Origin of the sequence: Paraburkholderia sp. Cpub6, assembly GCF_014201065.1 — a bacterium.
GTDB classification, from domain to species: Bacteria; Pseudomonadota; Gammaproteobacteria; order Burkholderiales; family Burkholderiaceae; genus Paraburkholderia; species Paraburkholderia tuberum.
In genome coordinates this window covers 134,061-150,992 of sequence record NZ_JACHDM010000004.1, presented here as the reverse complement: position 1 = coordinate 150,992, position 16,932 = coordinate 134,061, and the positions used below count along the sequence as shown (strand labels likewise).

The 16,932-nt window shown below is 63.5% G+C and carries 15 protein-coding genes; 7 read left to right on the top strand and 8 right to left on the bottom strand.

What is annotated here, in order from left to right; all coding sequences use genetic code 11:
• Positions 1-63 precede the first annotated feature (63 nt).
• Positions 64-555: an aminoacyl-tRNA deacylase gene (locus tag HDG33_RS09610; RefSeq protein WP_184024765.1), complete on the top strand. Its 492-nt coding sequence runs from the start codon at positions 64-66 to the stop codon at positions 553-555.
• A gap of 123 nt (positions 556-678) precedes the next feature.
• Here the strand turns inward: HDG33_RS09610 and HDG33_RS09605 are convergent, their stop codons facing one another.
• Positions 679-3,063: a filamentous hemagglutinin N-terminal domain-containing protein gene (locus HDG33_RS09605; RefSeq protein WP_184024763.1), complete on the bottom strand. Its 2,385-nt coding sequence runs from the start codon at positions 3,061-3,063 to the stop codon at positions 679-681.
• A 350-nt stretch (positions 3,064-3,413) separates the two neighbouring features.
• Here HDG33_RS09605 and HDG33_RS09600 point away from each other — a divergent pair, with 350 nt between their 5' ends.
• Both HDG33_RS09600 and HDG33_RS09595 read left to right on the top strand, forming a co-directional pair.
• Positions 3,414-4,613 (top strand): diguanylate cyclase, encoded by a 1,200-nt coding sequence (locus tag HDG33_RS09600; protein ID WP_184024760.1) that lies wholly within the window; start codon positions 3,414-3,416, stop codon positions 4,611-4,613.
• A 146-nt stretch (positions 4,614-4,759) separates the two neighbouring features.
• Entirely contained in the window at positions 4,760-5,452 is a 693-nt protein-coding gene (locus tag HDG33_RS09595) for a cytochrome b/b6 domain-containing protein (protein WP_184024757.1), read from the top strand.
• A gap of 44 nt (positions 5,453-5,496) precedes the next feature.
• Here HDG33_RS09595 and HDG33_RS09590 read toward each other — a convergent pair whose 3' ends face one another.
• A complete protein-coding gene (locus tag HDG33_RS09590; protein ID WP_184024754.1) occupies positions 5,497-5,958 on the bottom strand; it encodes a CHRD domain-containing protein in 462 nt (153 codons plus the stop codon).
• Positions 5,959-6,294: 336 nt separating this feature from the next.
• Between HDG33_RS09590 and HDG33_RS09585 the strand changes: the two genes are divergently transcribed.
• Complete coding sequence (locus HDG33_RS09585; protein ID WP_260330382.1) at positions 6,295-6,549, top strand: diguanylate cyclase domain-containing protein; 255 nt, start codon at positions 6,295-6,297, stop codon at positions 6,547-6,549.
• A 164-nt stretch (positions 6,550-6,713) separates the two neighbouring features.
• Here the strand turns inward: HDG33_RS09585 and ilvD are convergent, their stop codons facing one another.
• Positions 6,714-8,576: a dihydroxy-acid dehydratase gene (gene ilvD, locus HDG33_RS09580; RefSeq protein ID WP_184024751.1), complete on the bottom strand. Its 1,863-nt coding sequence runs from the start codon at positions 8,574-8,576 to the stop codon at positions 6,714-6,716.
• Between the two features lie 480 nt (positions 8,577-9,056).
• Here ilvD and HDG33_RS09575 point away from each other — a divergent pair, with 480 nt between their 5' ends.
• The gene (locus HDG33_RS09575; protein ID WP_184024748.1) at positions 9,057-10,448 is read left to right on the top strand and encodes a short-chain fatty acid transporter; all 1,392 of its coding nucleotides are present in this window, start codon (positions 9,057-9,059) and stop codon (positions 10,446-10,448) included.
• A gap of 309 nt (positions 10,449-10,757) precedes the next feature.
• On the opposite strand, the gene HDG33_RS09570 is transcribed toward HDG33_RS09575, so the two are convergent.
• From HDG33_RS09570 to HDG33_RS09555, 4 genes are all read right to left on the bottom strand, one after another.
• A complete protein-coding gene (locus HDG33_RS09570; protein ID WP_184024745.1) occupies positions 10,758-11,189 on the bottom strand; it encodes an NUDIX domain-containing protein in 432 nt (143 codons plus the stop codon).
• Positions 11,190-11,212: 23 nt separating this feature from the next.
• The gene (locus HDG33_RS09565; protein ID WP_184024742.1) at positions 11,213-11,857 is read right to left on the bottom strand and encodes a LysE family translocator; all 645 of its coding nucleotides are present in this window, start codon (positions 11,855-11,857) and stop codon (positions 11,213-11,215) included.
• 105 nt (positions 11,858-11,962) lie between these two features.
• Positions 11,963-12,943, bottom strand: coding sequence for a substrate-binding domain-containing protein (locus HDG33_RS09560; protein ID WP_184024738.1), 981 nt, complete (start codon positions 12,941-12,943; stop codon positions 11,963-11,965).
• Positions 12,940-14,319, bottom strand: coding sequence for a leucine-rich repeat-containing protein kinase family protein (locus HDG33_RS09555; protein WP_184024735.1), 1,380 nt, complete (start codon positions 14,317-14,319; stop codon positions 12,940-12,942). Before HDG33_RS09555 ends, HDG33_RS09560 begins: the two co-directional genes overlap by 4 nt.
• Positions 14,320-14,617: 298 nt before the next feature.
• Here HDG33_RS09555 and HDG33_RS09550 point away from each other — a divergent pair, with 298 nt between their 5' ends.
• Both HDG33_RS09550 and HDG33_RS09545 read left to right on the top strand, forming a co-directional pair.
• Positions 14,618-15,241, top strand: a complete 624-nt coding sequence (locus tag HDG33_RS09550) for a methylated-DNA--[protein]-cysteine S-methyltransferase (protein WP_184024732.1) — start codon at positions 14,618-14,620, stop codon at positions 15,239-15,241.
• A 134-nt stretch (positions 15,242-15,375) separates the two neighbouring features.
• On the top strand, positions 15,376-15,681 hold the full coding sequence (locus HDG33_RS09545; protein WP_090807469.1) for a panthothenate synthetase: 306 nt from the start codon (positions 15,376-15,378) through the stop codon (positions 15,679-15,681).
• 8 nt (positions 15,682-15,689) lie between these two features.
• Here HDG33_RS09545 and HDG33_RS09540 read toward each other — a convergent pair whose 3' ends face one another.
• Complete coding sequence (locus HDG33_RS09540) at positions 15,690-16,931, bottom strand: Zn-dependent hydrolase (protein ID WP_184024729.1); 1,242 nt, start codon at positions 16,929-16,931, stop codon at positions 15,690-15,692.
• Position 16,932 lies beyond the last annotated feature (1 nt).

The following is a 16,932-nucleotide window of genomic DNA, read 5'->3' as shown; positions in this document are numbered from 1 at the left end:
TGAACTATTCTGAAAAGATCGCAATTGTTCATTCCTTTTCAGGTATTCGACAGGAGGTGTGCCATGTCGATGTCGCCAACCTTGCAGGACTGCCTACGCAGCAAGGGTTCCCGCTACGAAGTCGTGCGTCACCCATACAGCCACTCGAGTATCGAAACGGCTGCTGCGGCGCACATTCCGGGCGACCGCCTCGCCAAGACCGTGCTCCTCGAAGACGAACACGGCTACGTGGCCGCCGTGCTGCCGTCAACTTACGCCGTGCAGCTCTCCGAACTCTGGAGCAAGACAGGGCGCCGGCTCGCCTTGGCCACGGAAGTCGAACTGCGCGAATTATTCAAGGACTGCGATGTGGGAGCGCTGCCGCCAATTTGTATGGCGTATGGCATGAAAACCTACCTGGAATCCAGCCTGGCAGGCCAGCCCGACGTCTACTTCGAGGCGGGCGATCACGAAGAACTGATTCATATGGATGCGGATCAGTTCCTCATGCTGATGGACGATGCGGAGCGCGCCCATTTCGCCCGGCGGATGCGAGGGTTGAGTGGGCGGGCCTGACTCAACTGGCCAACTCGTGCGCTGGCCGCGATAATTTGACCGCCTTTTGCTTCATTTGTCAGGGGGTAACTAATCAGCGGAAGCTAGAATTTTTTTTCCAACTTCCGCTTGATTAGTCACGCGTCATTGCGCCAGCTGCCAGCGCAGCACCGGATGCGTCGCGCCGGCAGGCATCGCCCACACCCCCGTCGGACTGAAGTCATAACCGACGAATGATGCCGGTGTGCTCATCTGCGCGGTGGTCAGCCCGTTCGCCGCGGGAATCGGCGTGCCGTACACGACGCCGACTGTCGCGGTCGTGGTGTCGGTGTCCCAGTACACATCGTTCCCGATCGTGCCGGTATTGGCCCGCGCGATGCCGATCGGCTGATAGGACGGCTGAGTCACGAGACCGGTTGCGAATGACTGGGTGATCGTTCCCGAGTTTATGACGACAAGGCCGGCGCCGCCGCATGGCGTACCGGCAGCGCCTCGGCAATAGCCCAGAAGCGTTGTCGAGCCGGTTGCATAAGACTGGTTGATCGTGCCGCTGTTATCGCCGACAAGGCCGCCGCCGCCCTCATTGATATAACTCAGCGAAACGACCGGACCCGTGGCGAACGACTGGTCGATCAGGCCGCTATTCGCGCCCACCAGACCACCGAGCACATTCCCCGCGGTCACGGCGGCGCTGCTCGAAGAACGCTGGATCGAGCCGGCGTTAGCGCCCACGAGCCCACCGGCTATCGAAAAGTCGAGCAAAGCGAATGCGCCAGGTCCACCGCTAAGAACCGTGCCGGACGTATTCACCCGCAGGACCGTGCCGTTGTTCATGCCGGCCAGCAAGCCCATGTAGACGCTGGCCATCTGGTTGGGAGCCGTGCTCGCCGTGCCCGAAATGTCGACGTTGCGCACGACGCCCTGGGCGCCGATCACGCCGAACATACCCATCAATCGTACGAACTGGGAAGGCGCCAACTGCGCGACCGTTAGCGAACTGATCGTATTGCCTTGTCCGTCGAACTGCCCCGTGAATGGTGTGTCGACGCTGCCGATTGGAACGAAGGCGGTGTTGCTCGTCGCGCTCGCATCGATATTCTTGCCGAGCGCGTAGTTACCGGTGAGGTCGTTGGCGACATTCGACAGATCGGTCAGCGAGTTCACCAGCTTGTACGCGGTGATCTGCGTAACCAGACCGCTGAATGCGGGGGGCGTCCACGCCGGGTTGCTCAGTTGGGTACCGGCAACGTATGTGCCGTTCATGTCATAGAAAGCGCTCAGCGCGCCGGTGCTTTTCGACCAGTCGAGCGTGCCGTGATTCACGACGCTGCCGCCGTTGTCGCTTCCGGTTGCGTCGGCGCGCAAGCTCAGATTGCCCGCGCCTTTGTTCGCAATCGTCGCGCCGCTCGCGACCGACACGTCGCGGTACGCGGCGAGCGTCAGCGAAGCGGGACCAGACCAGCGCAGGGTCGATGCGACGTCCAGATCGCCCGTCGCGCCCATCGCGCCTGTCGTGGTGACATCGACAGAAGTGCCCGAATTCAGGCTGCGGCGCAATGCGCGAGCAGCGGAATTATCGATCGTGAATGCGGGCGTCGAAAGATTCCATTCGCCCGCATGAACGGCTGCCTTTGCGCCGAACGCCAGTTGCGCCGCGCCAGTATCGACTGTCCCGCCGCTGCCGTCCGCGTTGCTGGCGGTGATCGTGCCCAACTGCTCGACACGACCGCTGTCGGCGACGAGCCACACATGTCCGTCGCGGTTCGCCGTGCCCGTCGCCCGAATGCGCGTGCCACCGCCGGCGAGCGCAAACACGTTGCCATCGGCGGCCTGCAGGCTGATCTGCGCGGCTGCGATGCGTCCACTGTTGACGACCGTACCAACGCTCCCCGTCTGCACGAAAACCTGTTTGCTGCTGGCCGAGTCCTGTAACAGCACCTGTTCGCCCACGGCCAGTTCGGCCGTGCCGCCTGGCGCTTTGATCGTGCCCGCATTGACGACCGCGTTTCGCGCGATCAGGAAGACATCGGCGCCGCTCGAACTGATTTTGCCGAGGTTGATCACGCTCGCATTTGACTCGCCCGACAGCGTGAGTGCGTCGCCTTTAATGAAAGCACAGTTGCAGACATCGAGCGTAGACGCGACGAAACGTCCACCCGTTGTCACGACGCCAGAGGGGCCCACGACAATGCCCTGCGGATTGATCACATACACGCTGCCCGTTGCGCTGAGTCTGCCGAGGATTGCCGACGGCGAGCCGCCCGTGACCCTATTCAAGGTCGCGCCGGAGCCGTTGTCGAACGTCACGCGGTTGTGGGCTCCGACAGAGAAGCTGTTCCAATCGATCACGCCGCGCGTCGAACCCGGCTGCGTGACCAGCAGCGCATTGCCATGGCTCGAGATGGTGCCGGCCCCGGCAACGTATTGGCCGCCCTGCGGAAGAACGCCTGCTGCGCACGCAAGGTGCATCAGAGACAGACCGGCAACGGAAATGCACAGGAAAAGCAGCGATAGTGCAGGACGCGTCATACATCCCCCTTTCCGCGCGGGCACGCATGGGAGTGCGCTTGAAGAGCCGGTCTATGTCTATGAAGAATAGCAATTTGGCGCTGCTGCGCCTCGCGATGAACTCAACCTTTCGCGACGATTTGTATTGGCTTTGCGCCGACATGGCGCGTTGCGCAGAAGATGCCAACCGGCGAAATTTCTGCGTTCACTGTGTAGTCTTTCGGTCGACCGTAGGCCCACCCGCCCGGCTTCGCGTCTCCCCACGACCCATTCCGATATCATTTCGCAAGGATGCGCGGCATTTGCCGTTATCACGTATGTAGTCTCTAACCTTTTCCCCGTTGCAGCGGTGACGCGCTCTGAAGTCAGCGATGAAAGTCGATCTAGCCACGCTTTACCTTCTTGTGATCGGAACCTTGTTTGCCAGTTCCGCCATGATGTATTGGGAACACCTGTCCCATCCCAAGCGCGGCAAGGAATTACGAATGCTGGCGGCCGGCTATGCGACCCTCGGAATCGGTTGCGCGGCGGCTGCATTCCGGGTTCAACTGCTCGGTGCAGCTGGCCCCGCAGTGAGTAATCTCGTGATTCTCACCGGCTATCTGCTCGTCCTGGACGGTGTGGCAATGTTCAACGGCCGGCGATATCTCGCGAGCTCGATCGGCTTGCTTCTGCTGATGGGGCTCACGTGGGCCGTGGCTGGCGTGCGTTGGCAGGCTGCCGTCTGGATGTACGTCAGCGCCATCCCGATCGCGCTGGCTTCCGCCATGACGTCGCTCGAACTGCTGCGAGGCGACGGCATGCCGGCGGTTCAATCCCGGCGCGTCGCCGTGGCGGTAACGGGTATCCACGCGCTGTTTTACGTCGCCCGGGCTTTCGTGCTGCCATGGCTGGTGCCGATCTTCGGGCCGCGCGTGCTGGCTGTCTCCAGCGAAATCACGATGTACGAAGGAGTTCTCTACTCGGTCATTTTGCCGATGACCTTGCTCCGGCTGACCCGGGAAGAAATTCATGGTGAGCTTTTGCAGGAGTCCCGCACGGATTACCTGACTCGCCTCGGGAATCGAAAGTTGTTTTTCGAAGAGGGGGAGCGGGTTATCAGCGACCACGGCATAAATCGACTACCCGTCACACTTCTCGCGTTCGACCTCGATCACTTCAAGAGAATCAACGACCACTTTGGGCACAAGACCGGCGACGAAGTTTTGAGGTCATTCGCGGAAACCGTTCGAGCCGTGACGGGTACGGACGCGATTCTTGCACGCATCGGCGGCGAAGAATTTGCCGCCCTGCTGCCGGGCTACGACAGCGACCGCGCAAAAAAGCTAGGCGAGAACGTTCTCAGCCGGTTCGCCGCAATGTCCCATGGCGCCGACGGCGAGCGGATTCGCGCCACCGTCAGCATTGGACTCGCCGAGTCGAGTCGCGAAACGGCTTCCCTCACCGACCTGCTCTCAGCCGCCGACCAGGCGTTGTATCGAGCCAAGTCGCTGGGCGGCAATCGGCTTGAACAGACGCCAACGGCCGCGCTCGCCGCCGCCAGCGGCTCTTCGAGTGGCAATCGGATTTAAGCTCCCGCCAGATAGAGTGTGGGGAAATTTCCGGTTCCGCTCGAAACACTGAATTCGTTGGCCAGCACGGCTCCGTCGATTTTCGGCGTGACCGAGGAGCCACGCGGATTTTCGTCCGAGCGCGATCGCGCACGCAGGTACGATACATGGATGCTCACGATCCCGACACACGACCGACCCAGCCCGTAACCCGCCCTGTCCTCGTCTGGGACGCACCGGTGCGGTTGTTTCACTGGCTGGTGGTCGTGCTGGTCACGGCCGCGTATGTCACGTTGAAGCTGAACTGGATCGACTGGCACGTGCGCGTCGGCGAGACGCTGCTCGCCCTTGTTATCTTCCGGCTGCTATGGGGCTGCTTTGGCAGTGAGACCGCCCGCTTTCGCAGTTTCGTGGCATCACCCGCGGCCGCGCTTCATCATTTGCGCCGCCTGTTTCATCGCGAGCCCGATGTGCAGGTCGGTCACAATGCGGCCGGCGGCTGGATGGTTCTATTTCTGCTCGTCTTGCTGCTGACCGAGACGCTGAGCGGGCTTTACGTCAACAACGACATCGCCGACGCAGGGCCGTTTAGCGAACTGGTGCCCGTGTGGCTCGCCAACGCAATCTCGGATTTGCACGGCCTTGTCTGGTACGTGCTGCTCGCCGCGGTGGTGCTGCACGTGCTCGTGATCGCCCTCTACGCGGTAGCGAAGGGACACAACCTGCTGCGCCCGATGCTGACCGGCTACAAACTACTGCCCTCGTCCGTGGACGCCCCGCGGCAGGCGCCAGCGCTGCTGGCGCTGCTGCCATTCGGCGTCGGCGTTGCCGTGGTGATGCTGCTCGCGGCTTATCTGTGAGCCTGCCGCAAACCCGCTCTCCGGGCGCGGCTACCGTGCCTGCTTCAGTTGCCCTTCGGCGGCATCACCTGGCCGCGAATCTCGCCATCCGGATTTTTCTTCGTGTGAACGTTGATGTACATGTCACCGGCTTCGAACATCTTGGCGTTGTCCGGAGATAGCGTGGCCTGACCGGTCATCGGGCTCGTCACCTCCATGTTGCCCTTCTGCGACAGCCAGACCTTTACGTCAGCGTTTTTACCGGCCGGGGCGGGTCCGTGGAAATGCGCCATTGTGGTCGGACTCGTCAATCCGCTGAAGCTGATATTCCAGGTGACGACCCGCGTGCTGGGGTCGTACGTGAGCTTGGCGCTGCCGCTGCCCGGCGTCTGCACCGGCGGAACCTGTTGGGCGCCCGTCAAAGGCACCTCGAACGAGATGGGCGCCGCTTGCGCCAAGGTCAGCGTACCCGCGAAGGCCAAACCACCGAACACCATGAAAGCGCGCCGCGTGATGGATCGTGACATCTGGTTTTCTCCTGTTGGGTTTGCCCTTGGTGAGCGGGCGATTATTGAAGACTGCAGAAGACCTCGTCGGCGTTGCTGGCAGCCAAACAAGTGAGTCAAGCATAGACGCAAGCAGGCCGTAACGCGAAGGTTGCGTGAGGCCGAAATCCGGCTATGCGTGGCGACCGTCCCGTCACGTCGACGCCAGATGAGTCTGTCCAGCGATTCAAAAGGAAACCGTCGGGCGAAAATCGTTGAGATTTGATCTGGCGCGAAAAATTCTTCCGGTACGATATGCGCTTTGCGTGAAGGCAGCGGATGTAACTGGCGCGACCTGGTGTTGCGCCAGGAGCCTTCATGGATCACACCCATTGTTACGCTGCCATGTTGCGCGCACTCGTCGCGGCGTCTGTTGCGCGCGCTCCGACCGGCGACGTCGCATGCACACTCAGCGCTGGCGTCGACGAATTCGGTGACGGCGATACCGTTGCCTCGGTGATGGCGAGAGCCGATACAGCGCTCTATGCCGCGAAAGCCAATGGCAGAAACTGCGTGATGCTGGCGGGGTCGTCGCAGCGTGCCGATGACATCGTTTCCAGTTTTCCGGCTTAGGAAAGGCTCCGCGGAGGGCTGCGCAGGAGACGCCTGATCGATCGTCCATTCGCACTGCCACTGCAAAAAAAACCGGCATGCAGTCGCCCGCATACCGGTCTCGATTGGGGCCGGTCGCGTCACCGCGAAAAGGGCCGCCGCGCCGATCGGCGCCAGTCCGCGCTTTATTTGCGCTTCAATTGCGAAATATCGCGCACCGCGCCGCGATCGGCCGAGGTCGCGAGCGCCGCGTACGCCTGCAATGCCTGCGACACGACACGCTCGCGATTGGTCGGCTGCCATGCGTCGTCGCCGCGCGCTTCCATCGCCGCGCGACGGCGTGCGAGCTCTTCGTTCGACACCGCGAGATGCATCTTGCGCTGCGGAATGTCGATCTCGATCACGTCGCCGTCTTCGACCAGACCGATCGTGCCGCCCTCCGCCGCTTCCGGCGACGCATGGCCGATCACGAGGCCCGACGAGCCGCCCGAGAAACGGCCATCGGTAAACAGCGCACAGCTCTTGCCGAGGCCCTTCGACTTCAGATACGAAGTCGGGTACAGCATTTCCTGCATGCCCGGACCGCCCTTCGGACCTTCATAGCGGATCACCACGACGTCGCCCGGCACGACCTTGTCACCGAGAATCGCGTCGACCGCGTCGTCCTGGCTTTCGAACACGCGCGCGCGACCCGAGAACAGCCACTGCGATTCGTCGACACCCGCGGTCTTTACGATACAGCCCTTCTCCGCGAGATTGCCGTACAGCACCGCGAGGCCGCCGTCCTTCGAGTACGCGTTCTCCTTGCTGCGGATACAGCCGCTCTTGCGGTCCGTGTCGAGCGTCGCGTAGGTCGCTTCCTGGCTGAAGGCGACCGTGGTCGGAATGCCGCCCGGCGCCGCGCGGAAGAATTTCTGCGCTTCCTCGCCCGCGCCGCCGGCAATGTCCCACTTCGCGATCGCGTTGCCGAGGGTGCCGCTATGCACGTTGCCGCACGACAGATCGAGCAGCTCCGCGCGCGCGAGTTCACCGAGAATACCGATGATGCCGCCCGCGCGATGCACGTCCTCGATGTGGTACTTGTCGGTCATGGGCGCGGCCTTGCACAGGCACGGCACCTTGCGCGAGATACGGTCGATGTCCGACATCGTGAAATCGACGCCCGCTTCCTGCGCGGCGGCCAGCAGGTGCAGCACGGTGTTGGTCGAGCCGCCCATCGCGACGTCGAGCGTCATCGCGTTTTCGAACGCCTGCTTGGTGGCGATGCTGCGCGGCAGGACCGAGGCGTCCTCTTCCTGATAGTAGCGGCGGCACAGATCGACGACCAGGCTGCCCGCCTGCTCGAACAGGCCCTTGCGCCATGCGTGCGTCGCGACGATGGTGCCGTTGCCCGGCAACGCGAGGCCGATCGCCTCGGTCAGGCAGTTCATCGAGTTCGCGGTGAACATGCCCGAGCACGAACCGCAGGTCGGGCACGCGCTGCGCTCGACTTCGGCGACTTCGGCGTCGCTGATCTTCGGATCGGCGGCCTTGATCATCGCGTCGATCAGGTCGATCTTCGCGATCACCTGGCCGTCGGTCGGCGACTTGACCTTGCCCGCTTCCATCGGACCGCCCGACACGAACACGACCGGAATGTTCAGGCGCATCGCGGCCATCAGCATGCCCGGGGTGATCTTGTCGCAGTTCGAGATGCAGACCATCGCGTCCGCGCAGTGCGCGTTGACCATGTACTCGACCGAGTCCGCGATCAGTTCGCGCGACGGCAGCGAATACAGCATGCCGCCGTGGCCCATTGCGATGCCGTCGTCGACGGCGATCGTGTTGAATTCCTTCGCCACGCCGCCGGCCGCTTCGATCTGCTTCGCGACCAGCGCGCCCAGGTCGCGCAGATGCACGTGGCCCGGCACGAACTGCGTAAACGAATTCACGACCGCGATGATCGGCTTGCCGAAATCGTCGTCCTTCATGCCGGTGGCGCGCCACAGCGCGCGGGCGCCGGCCATGTTGCGGCCATGAGTCGAAGTGCGTGAGCGATAGTTAGGCATCGGTATCCTCAGGTATTGCTGTTATCGGTTTTGATGAGCGCCCGCGCGGGCGTGGGGATCGCAGCGCGGACTTTGCGCTGGGAACGAATAGTGCAAGAACGCCAGTAAGACGTCCAATATATTTTTTCTGCGTAATTAGGTCGCGAAAGATATTAATCGATGTCGGGACCGCTCAACCGATTTCACCTTTTCTTGACATTGCCCGCTCCCACCGCGAATAATGCAGCGTTCGTTTAACGAAACCGTGTTCACCATAAGAACATTGAAACGGAAACAGAGGTCTTTTCGAGCGCAACACCGGGTGCGAGGCCAAGCGCGCCCAAGCCTGGGCCCACCCTCCTGGATTCGCGCCAATCTGTCCGCTGTGATCAAGATCAGGTAAGGCAAGTTTGCCGCCAATACGCGCCAGCACCCCGCGCCGGCGCGCCGTACCCGCCCGTCCGCCCAGCACAGGGCCCGGCACTACACAGAGTCACACACATGAAGCGAGACACTCCCCCTCACGCCGCCGGCCGACCGGCCGCTTCGCGCGGCATCGTCGAAGGGCTGGTTTATGTTTTCGAGCAGGTCATGCCCGACCCGTTCGTCCTGTCGATCTGCCTGACGTTCTTCGTCGCCGTGCTGGCGATGCTGATCGCACCGACCGGCACACTGCCGACGCTGCTCGATTCCTGGTACACCGGCACGTTCGGCATTCTGGGCTTCGCGCTGCAGATGATCCTGATCCTCGCGACCGGCTACGCGATCGCGGAAGCGCCGATCGTGCAACGCGGTCTGCGCGCGCTCGCGTCGCATGCGAACTCGCCGACGCGTGCCGCGCTGCTCGTGTTTCCGGTCGTCGCGGTTGCCGCGTGGCTCAATTGGGGGCTCGGGCTCATCGTCGGCGCGTTGCTGTCGCGGGAAATCGCGCGGCGCGTCGACGTCGACTTCGCATGGCTCGTCGCGGGCAGCTATTCGGCCTGGTCGATCTGCAACAGCGGGCTGTCAAGTTCGATCGCGCTATCACAGGCATCGCACGGCAATGCGCTGAATCTCGTCGAGAAAGCGACCGGCCACGTGGTGCCGCTCAGCGAAACCATCTTCGCGCCGTTCGTGTTCATTCCGACCGTGCTGGTCGTCGTCGTGATGACCGCGATCTTCATCAAGATGCATCCGAAGGCGGAGAACGTCGTCGCGTTTCGTCAGAGCGGTGAAGCAGCCGCCGACGCGCCGAGCGACGACCCGCATGCCCGCGCGAGCAGCGAGACATCGCTCGCGGCGCGCCTCGAACAGTCGATGCTCGGCACACTGCTGATGCTCGCGCTCGGCATCGGCTATCTGGCGATGACGTGGCACAAGGAAGGATTCGATCTCGACATCAACAACACGATCCTGATCTTCCTGATGATCGGTCTCGCGCTGCAACGCACGCCGATCGCGTACGCGAATTCGATTCGCCGCGCCGCGCGTCAGACCGGCTCGATGCTGCTGCAATATCCGATGTACGGCGGGATCATGGGCATCATGAAGGGCACGGGTCTCGCGTCGATGATCGCGAAAGCGTTCGTGACGATCGCGTCACCGGTCACGCTGCCGCTGTGGAGCTATCTGAGCTCGCTGATCATCACGCTGCTGGTGCCGAGCGCCGGTGGCCACTGGGCGGTGCAGGGTCCGTTCGTGCTGCCCGCGGCGCTCAGCCTGCATGCGTCGGTGCCGCGCACCGCAATGGGCGTCGCGATGGCCGAGAATGTATCGAACATGCTGCAGCCGTTCTGGGCCGTGCCGATCGTCGCGATCGCGGGTATCCGGATTCAGCGCGTCATGGGCTATACGGCGGTGACGTTCGCGGTGTCGCTGGTGATTTACGCGGTGGCGTTGTGGCTCGTGCCGTAACTACAATGACCTGAGATCGAACGATCTCGCTACCGTCAAAACAAAGGGCCGATGAAGCAATGCTTGATCGGCCCTTTGTGCTTTTGCGGCGTACCGCTCGCTGTTACATCTTGACGACGTCCGGCAGCGTCTTCTTAGTCGTACAGCGAGATCACGCCGTGCTGAAGGTCGCCCTTCACGTCGAACGTCGCGATTGGAGCCGCGTCAATTGGGCGGTCGTTTCGTCGCTCGATTCAGCGGGATTTTGCGGGTTTGATTCGTTCAGGAAATCGTCAGCAAAAGTGACGAGATAAGCAGGAACTCTGCGAATCACGGCTTGAAATCGGCCAGCATCACACCGTCGCGGATATGCGCGAGAGCGGCCGCCACGTAGTCGACGACCGGTGCCGGTGGATGGTCGGGCTTCGCCCACACGAAGCCCGAGCACTTGTGCGGCTCCATGTTCGCCAGTTCGCCCTGCCATGAACGGCACACGAGAAAGAAGCTGATGCGGTTCGTGTCCGAGTCGCGCCGCATCACGAGTTTGAATTCGAGCGCGCCGGGCGCGATCGTCACACCCGCTTCTTCTTTCGATTCGCGAATCGCGCATGCCTCGATCGATTCGCCCGGTTCGAGATGGCCGGCAATCAACGCGTACTGGCCGTCCCTGAAACCGGTATTCGCGCGCCGGATGAAAAGGCACTCGCCCTGCCCATTCAGGAACAGCACGTTCACATCGACGATGCTTTGCATTCGGCTCATTTTCTTGCCGGCATCATGACGGACTAGCCACGTTGCGCGGTCAGCAGCTTGATGCCGAGCGCGACGAAGACGAGCCCGCTGCCGCGTTTGATGGCCGCGACCCACCGGCTGGCTCCGACGCGCGTATGGATACCGCGCACGCCGAGCGAATAAATGGTGTGCACGAGCGCGACGGTGACCGCGATCGTCAGATACATCACGATGAACTGCTCCGCCAGGCCGCGCTCGTGGTCGATGAATTGCGGCATGAACGCCGATAGAAAGATCATCGTCTTCGGATTGCTGCCCGACACGAGCAAGGCTTCGCGGAATACCTTCTTGCGCTCGAACGTATAAGCGGACGATGCGACGCCCGCCGGCTGCGCGGCCCGCGATGCCTCTTTGTTGCCGCCGCGCAGTTGCCTGATGCCGAGATACATCAAATAACCCGCGCCGAGCACTTTCATCGCGACGAAGAGCGGCGGCAGCGTCGTCAATACCGCGCCGACACCTAGCGCCACGAGCGCGACGACGACGCCTTGCGCGAGCAGATTACCGGCGACGCTCGTTGCCGCGCCGCGGTTTCCATAGCGGACCGAATTGCGGATCACGAGCAGAACGTTCGGTCCCGGCGAAATGGTGGTGAGCAGATAGGCACCGGCGAAAAGCAACCAGGTATGGAAGGACATGGCAGGCCCAGCGGTTCGTTGTGGTTGAATACCAATACACCGGACATCATCATGCCACGGAAAAAATCGCTGCCGCCGTCGCTGCGCGCTAATCGCTACGCCGCCTCAACGTATCGAGGCCGTCACCAGTTGCAGCGGCGTCTCGATCACCTTCGACAACTCCCGCTGCTTGCGCCGCTCGGTCACCGCCTTCAACGCGAAGTCGATGCCGAACACGGTCTGGCGGCCGGCGAACTGGTTCATCGTCGCGAGCACGCGGCCGTCGGCGAGTAGCGGCTTGATCGCATCGATCGCGTCGTAGCCGGTGACATAGACGCCGCCGCCGCGACCCGCGTCGCGAACCGCGTCGACCGCGCCCATCGCCATGTTGTCGTTGCCGCATAACAGCGCGCGCAGCTGCGGGTGCTCGGCCAGCATTTTCGCGGCCACGTCGCGGGCCTTGCCGTACTCCCAGTCACCCGACTCGACCGCGACGACCTGCACGCTCGCGGCATCCATCGCATCGCGGCTGCCGGCCGTGCGCTGCTGCGCATTGCTGCTCACCGAAATGCCTTCGATGATGCCAACCTGATCGCCGGGCTTCAGCCGCTCGGCCAGATATTGGCCGACCTGCTTCGCGCCGTTGCGATTGTTCGGCCCGACGAACGGCACCGAGATGCCGGCGGCCGCTTGCGCCGCATCGTCGAGCGGGTTGTCGATCGTGATCGTGATGATGCCGGCCTTGATCGCGCGCGCGATCACCGGGATCAGCGCCTTCGAGTCGGTCGGCGCGATCACGATCGCGTTCACCTTCGCCCTGATCGCCTCGTCGACCATGCGGATCTGCGCGGCGGTGTCGGTCTGTTTGGCCGTGCCGCGAATCGTCAGGCTGAATTGCGACGAGAAGTGGTCCTGGTAATTGCGCGCAGCGTCGACCATCGCGACCGTGAACGGGTCAGACATCGATTTGAGTACGAGCGCGATCTTCGGCTTCGTGCCGGGCAGCACTTCGGCGCCGGCATCGTCCGCGAACAGCGCGATGCCAGTGAGACCGGTTGCGGCCAGCGCGCCCGCGAGCAGCAGGCGGCGGCGCATGTTCTGCGTCATGGCTTGACTCCTTCGCGGAGGTGCCGGTTGCGGAGGTGCCGGTTGCGGAGGTGCCGATCGAACGACGCGACGCTGGCGGCAATTTCGTCGAAGAGCGGCCGGCTGTCGATATCTTCGCTCAGACAACGCGTCTTCAAGGCGGCGAGTTGCGCGGCGAGTCCACCGGATACGTCGCAACGCTCGAGCAGTTCTTCGAGCAGACAGCCGTACGCCCTCACTTCGAGCCGCTGCAACGCGATAGCGAGCTCGCGATCGCCGGCGTCAAAAAACGACGCCGCCCCGAAATCGCCGAGCAGCGCGCGCCCCGCGCCGCCGTGCAGGATATTGTGCGCGTACAGATCGCCATGCATCACGCCGCCCCGATGCAGATGACTCGCGACCTTCGCGATGCCGCTCGCGATACCGAGCACCGTCGCAAGGTCGAAGCGCGCGTCGTCGCGATAGATGTCGCGCGTACACGATGCGAGGCTCGGCGGGCCGGCGAGATTGGCGAAGCGCGTATCGATCAATCCCATCACGAGGCCATGCGTATCCGACGGATGCCCGATCACCTTGCCGAGCACGGGGATCAGGTTCGCATGTTCGCCGCCGCGCATGCAAGCAGCCATCTCGCAGTCGGGCAAACCGTCGCTCGTCACCGCGCCCTTGAACAGCTTGACGGCGACCGCACGCGGCGCGGGCTCGTTGTCCGCGTGCAGCGCCGCGCGATAGATGACGCCCGATGCGCCCTCGCCCAACGGCCGTTCGAGCCGCAACGCATCCCAACGAATGCCGCTGATGGGTGTGTCGATGAGCGCCGCCTGTTCGAGCGCCGCGTTGAACGGATTGCCCGCATACGCGAGCCACGCAAGCCGCGGCAGACGCAGCAACCAACGCGGCAATGCATCGAAACGATTCGCCGCGACCCTCAGCAGTTCGAGCCGCGTGCATGCGAGCAACTCCTCGGGCAGCGCGCGCAGCCGGTTGCCGGCAAGCATCAGCTTCTGCAGTTGCGTGCAGCGGCCGAGCTCCGCGGGCAAGCGTTCGAGATCGTTGTCGGTCAGAATCAGCCAACGCAGCAGCGGCGGCAGCGCGCGCGCCGGCACCTCGCGGATGCGATTCGACTTGAAGCCGATCATGCTCAGTTGCGCGCATTCGCCGAGCACGCCGGGCAATTCGGTGAACGGGTTGTTGGACGCGAACAGGATGCGCAGTTTGCGCAGACGCGGCAGATCGTCCGGCAGCGTCGTCAATGCGTTGTTCGACAGGTCGAGCACTTCGAGCGTATCGGCGAGATCGAAAATCTCGCGCGGAAATTCGCTCAGGCCGCACGCGAGTTTGAGTTCGCGCGCACCCGCCAGTCGCCCGGCCCGCAGTTGTTCTAAAGTCGTGGTCACAGTCGTGGGAAAGAAGATCGGGTAGCGCCCGCAGCGCGTCGTACCGAAGCTGTCGATTTTACTGAGTCGAAGGTCATCTGGGGTTCTCTGCGGTACAGTGATGCGAGCGTCGCGGGGGTCACGGCCGTCGCGGCCATGTCGAATGCGATGAGACAGCAATATCTGGAGCGCGTTCGGGCCATGCAAGCGACACACTATCGGATAACGGCGCAGCCTTCATACAGTTTTGCGCGTCCGGTCGTCGAACGCCGCCGCCTCGCAAGTCCTTGCGCCGCCACCCTGTCAGGAGCCTGAGAAAGTGACGTATGCATACAAGTTGATCGATTCGCCGGTCGGTCAGTTGAAGCTGGTGGCGAAAGGCGAATGCCTCGCCGCGATTCTGTGGGAGCACGACAAGCCTGACCGCGTGCGACTCGGCGAAATGAGCGAAGCGAACGAACTCGCGGTGCTCGTCGAAACCGAGCGGCAATTGCACGAGTACTTCGCGGGCACGCGCCAGGCCTTCGATCTGCCGCTCGACTTTCACGGCACCGAGTTCCAGAAGCAGGTCTGGCGCGCGCTGCTGACCATTCCGTTCGGCCAGACGCGCAGCTACTCGGAGATCGCGCAGCAGATCGGCAACGTCAATGCGGTGCGCGCGGTGGGCGCGGCAAACGGCCGGAATCCGATTTCGATCGTCGCGCCGTGTCATCGCGTGATCGGCGCGTCGGGCGAGCTGACGGGATTCGCCGGCGGCCTCGCCAACAAGATGCTGCTGCTTTCGCTGGAGGCGGGGCAGACCTCGCTCGAAGCAGCGGCGGATGACGCGCATCGGCTGGCGCCGAAGGGAAACGCGGCGCACCCGCTCAAGGACGATGCGCCCGCGAAACCGGCGCATCGTCAGCCGAGCCGGGCAACGCAGGGTTCGCTGTTCGGTAGCTAAAGCAGCGCACACCCGGCACGATGCGCCACCCACCGGCCGTAATCGCCGATGCTTCGTCCGCGATCAGCACCATCGCCCGCGCATGCAACACCTCTCCTTAAGATGCCCTTTGGGGTATCGAACAGGAGGATGACATGCGCATGCTTCTCAACATACAAATACCGAACGAACCGTTCAGCACACTCGTGCGCGAAGGCCGAATCGGCGACCTGATGAGAAAGATCCTCGAGGACATGAAACCAGAAGCCATCTACTTCACCGAGCAGCAGGGCAAACGCGGCGCGGTGGCGGTCGTCGAGGTCGCCGATGCATCGGCGATCCCCGCGCTTGCCGAACCGTGGTTCCTGACGCTCGACGCCGACTGCGAGCTGCGCATCGCGATGCTGCCCGAGGATCTGATGAAAGCCGGGCTCGACGCGCTCGGCGACAAGTGGAAGTAGCGCGGCCCTCAGGAATGCCCAGCCGATAGCTGCAGCAGCATCGAAGCCGCGGCCGTCGCCGCGACCTGGCAGCCGAGCACGATATGCGCCTCGACCGTGTCCTCGATAAAGTCGTGACTCACGCCGCCGATGCTCGGCACGAACATCATGCACGCCGGCATGCAACGCGCGATCACCTGCGCGTCGTGCGCGGCGCCGCTCGGCATGCGCAGCCACTGGCCCGGCGCGAGTGCTTCGGCGGCTCGCGCGATGTGCTCCGCGAGCGTGGCGTCCATGCTGACGGGTTCGATCGGCTCGTCGAGCGTCTGCAATTCGACGCTCACCGCGTCGTGCGCGTTGAAATCGCGCACCAGTTCCGCGAGCGCGCGTTCCATGGCCTGAAGCCGTGCGGGGTTGGCATCGCGGAATTGCAGGTACATGTCGGCCGCGCCGGGCACGACGCTCATCGAGCCCGGATCGAGATCGATGCGGCCCACGGTCCAGACGGTATCCGCGTCCGCCAGTTGCCCAAACGCGTCGTTCATCCGCGCGATGAACGCGACGAGCGCCGCGCCCGCGTCGCGGCGAATCGCCATTGGCGTCGTGCCCGCGTGATTGCGCTGACCCGTGAAGCGCAGCCGCGATTCGCGCAGCCCGACGATCGTCGTGACGACGCCGATCGCTTTGCCGATCGCTTCGAGACGTCCGCCCTGCTCGATATGCGGCTCCAGATACGCGACCTGGCGCCCTGCCTCGAAACGTGCACGCGGCCGGCCCGCCAGTCCGGCGGTCTCGAGTACGTCGGCGAGGCGTTCGCCCTGCCGGTTCGTCGCGCCGCGAATCGAGTCGTCGACCGCCTCGCCGACGAAGCTGCGGCTGCCGAGCAGGCCCGAGAACGTGCCCTCCTCGTCGATCCACGACGCGACGTCGACGGCGAGGTGCCGCGTCGCGGCATGCTCCGCTAGCGCGCGGGCGATTTCGAGCCCGTACATCACGCCCATTGCGCCATCGAGCCAGCCGCCGGTCGGCTGCGTGTCGGTATGCGAGCCGATCACGAGCGCGGGACCGCTCTTGCGCGAGCGTCCGAACACGGTGCCGACGCCGTCGATGCGCGCGTCGAGCCCCGCCTCAGTCATCCTGCCGACCAGCCATTCGCGTGCCGCCAGATCGACCGGCGACAGCGCGAGCCGGACCACGCCGGGACCGGTCGCGCCGAAACCGCGCAGCCGTTTGAGGTCGGCCATCAGCCGGTCAGGATCGATCTTCACCACG